The following is a 2724-nucleotide window of genomic DNA, read 5'->3' as shown; positions in this document are numbered from 1 at the left end:
TTTCTCCATAATGCTGGAGAAAGTGAGGGAATTGAGTTAACACATCCAGTGATACTTAACAGAGCTATACAACTCAATAGTTTTAAGATTTTCTTCATTCTTCCCCTCTTTCAATGGATTTATTTACAATAAACAGCTCATAAGCTTGTTGATATTTTCTGTCACCGCTGTTTAAACAACGGTGAACAATATTGAAATGGTTGCTTGAGGAAACAATCCCGCACAGGCATGTAAAAACGTGAGTGTGGGGATTGTCGGTCATCACAAACAAAACTTAAGGTTTGCATTCAGGTTGTACTGGACTTCTTTTACAAAAAGGGCTGTTTAAGCGCTTTTCAACACTTCGTTTCGGAATGACCGCGCCTGGTCGACAAATCGGAAGGTTTTCCCTCCAATGATTCACACACCAAGATGGACCGCCATATCTGTCACGGAATCCTGCTTGAATCATACAAGCATAAATTGTTGCATTATCATTATTGCTGAGCTTTTGATTTTCAGCCTCAAGATAATTAAGATGTGGCATGCCACATTCTAATAAGGCTTTTCCTACCTCGGTAAAGTCTGCTCCTGGCTTGATCCACCCATATACTTCCCCTGGAGGAGATTTGTCCATATCACATCCAGTAATACTTAATAGAATGAGCAGGCTCAATAAGTTAAATCGTATTTTCATTTTTTGTTCCCTGTTCTCGTGGAATAAAATTTTATAAAATCAAATGAACCGTAATCATTTTTACACTTAGCACTTGCATCAGCATAACAATTATGGGTACTAGGATTATAGCCGATGATCGCTCCCCCCATCTCTCTGAGGGGTAGAATTAACGGATGTAATGAATCATATGGTTTGGAACGTACCCCATAAGCCGTAGGCCAATTGTAACCAATCACTGTACTAATGGGGTCTAACATATGACCTTGTATGTAGATATAATTTTTTTCGCCATCGCTTAGATAATCTACTGTATTGGCCATCGATTGCATGTGAGCAGCCGCTCCAACAAGATAGAAGTCTGTTTTCTTGGCTACACTGTGGATACCATGTTCTTGCAAGTCATTTGCTCCATTGCGTATTGTTAAGGTACCCCGGCTATGCCCACTAACAATAGCATTGTCATTGCCATAACGATAGATAAAATCTTGGAACTTCTTGGTCGAATTACTCAATCCCCAAGTGCTACCCTCCCAAAACTTTTGATAATATGCTACCCCTAATTCTACCAGCACATCATCAGCTTGGGGAAAGTATGTAAAATAAAGGGGACCATTTTTATTAACAGCCAATTGGACAGCATTACCGGCTGCTTCATCTGGTGAATTAAAAATGCCATTGTAGAACATATAAACAGCACCATTAGGGCCTTTTTGTAAATGCTTTTCTTCCTCTGGCTTTAAAAAGTGATACAGAGTGATATATTTTCCATCACTGCCTTTTATAGGTTTTCCATTTTCATCGGTTAAATAGAGGACATTGCCATTTTCATCATGCGCAACCTCACCCACTGGATGGTCAACATAAAATGCCATTTTACGAACCCCATCCCATATATCAAACCATTCATCTACCCATTTATTTCTCATACCTAAACGATTACGCAATATATCCTCAAGCGGTGCGACATCTAGCTGTCCTACTGCTTGGTGTGCTGCTGCGGTGTTGCGGTTGAGAGAGCCAATGATTTGTCCAGCATCTTGCCCCATCGCCCTCTGTCCAGTTGTATCAGTAAGGATGATAGTCCCATCACTGATAGCAGATTTGGTTTCCCCTTCTGCTGCATCCTTGGCTTTGCCGTGATTTAAAACATTCTTGGCAATGTTTTTTATCGTGTCATTCCCAGAAAGGCTAAACCCATGGCTGCTGGCTTTAGCATGGGCACTGTTGCTGATATCACTGGTGCTAATGCTTCCAGTGGTCAGGCTGTTTTTGTCCGCCGAGGCTGTGCTTTCAATAATACCTCCGGTCAGCGTTGTTTTGTCTTTAACAATGATATTAAAGCCGCCATCACCCGCTTTGATGCCTGATTGCTCCACAACACTATGATAATCACTAGAGGATTTATCCTTTTGGAAAGAGGCGCTCATGGAGCCCCCACCACCCGTTTGTCCAGCACCAAACCCAACAGAAACAGAGTTTTGCTTGCTGGAACTTTGTCCCGTATCACTGCGGCTGGTAATGGCAAAATCACCCCCTACTTCCATTTCTACACGCTCTCCAGAAACCACGGCGCCTGCCAATGTGGTGTTTGCCCCACTCGTTGTGTGAACTGTGCCGGTGCCAATAATATGGCTGTTCTTCTGGTGAACCTCCTCACTGGAACCCTTGCCTTTACCAAAAGAAGCATTCCCCATCCACCCTGTACCACCGGTACCATAACTATACCCAACATTCATTGAAGCGCTTTGCGTGTGGTTTTTTGTGCTTTGCGTATTTTGCGCACTTTCAAAGATGATATCTTTACCTGCTCCCATGGTGATATTCCCGCTCTGTTCATCATTGCTTTGCATCGGGTTTGTACCAGCAATAATATCGGCTCCAACACCATGGATGCTGCCTTTGTGGGCTTGCATATTAACAGCGCGTCCTGCTTCTATTGTACCTGTTACCGCAGTAGAGGTCTGAACAGAGGCTTCTGCCTTCTCTGTCTTAAAGCCCACGGTTACACTGCCAGATGCGCCAGCCTCGGTCAAACCGCTTAACGTATCCAGTGGATTGCCCCACGA

General features: G+C 43.3%; 2 protein-coding genes. Both read right to left on the bottom strand.

The genetic code is table 11. The features are described from left to right. Positions 1-274: 274 nt before the first annotated feature. Positions 275-676 carry a hypothetical protein gene (locus ACFIN0_RS09510; RefSeq protein WP_375615477.1) on the bottom strand — a complete coding sequence of 134 codons (402 nt, stop codon included), beginning with the start codon at positions 674-676 and terminating at the stop codon, positions 275-277. After that, positions 673-2724 (bottom strand): hemagglutinin repeat-containing protein (locus tag ACFIN0_RS09505; protein WP_375702422.1); only part of this gene is annotated, 2052 nt, incomplete at its 5' end. The genes ACFIN0_RS09510 and ACFIN0_RS09505, both read right to left, overlap by 4 nt.

Source organism: Bartonella sp. AA89HNZF (assembly GCF_042196905.1).
Taxonomy (GTDB): Bacteria; Pseudomonadota; Alphaproteobacteria; order Rhizobiales; family Rhizobiaceae; genus Bartonella.
The sequence above is the reverse complement of the archived record's forward strand: the minus strand, read 5'-3'. Positions and strand labels throughout refer to the sequence as shown.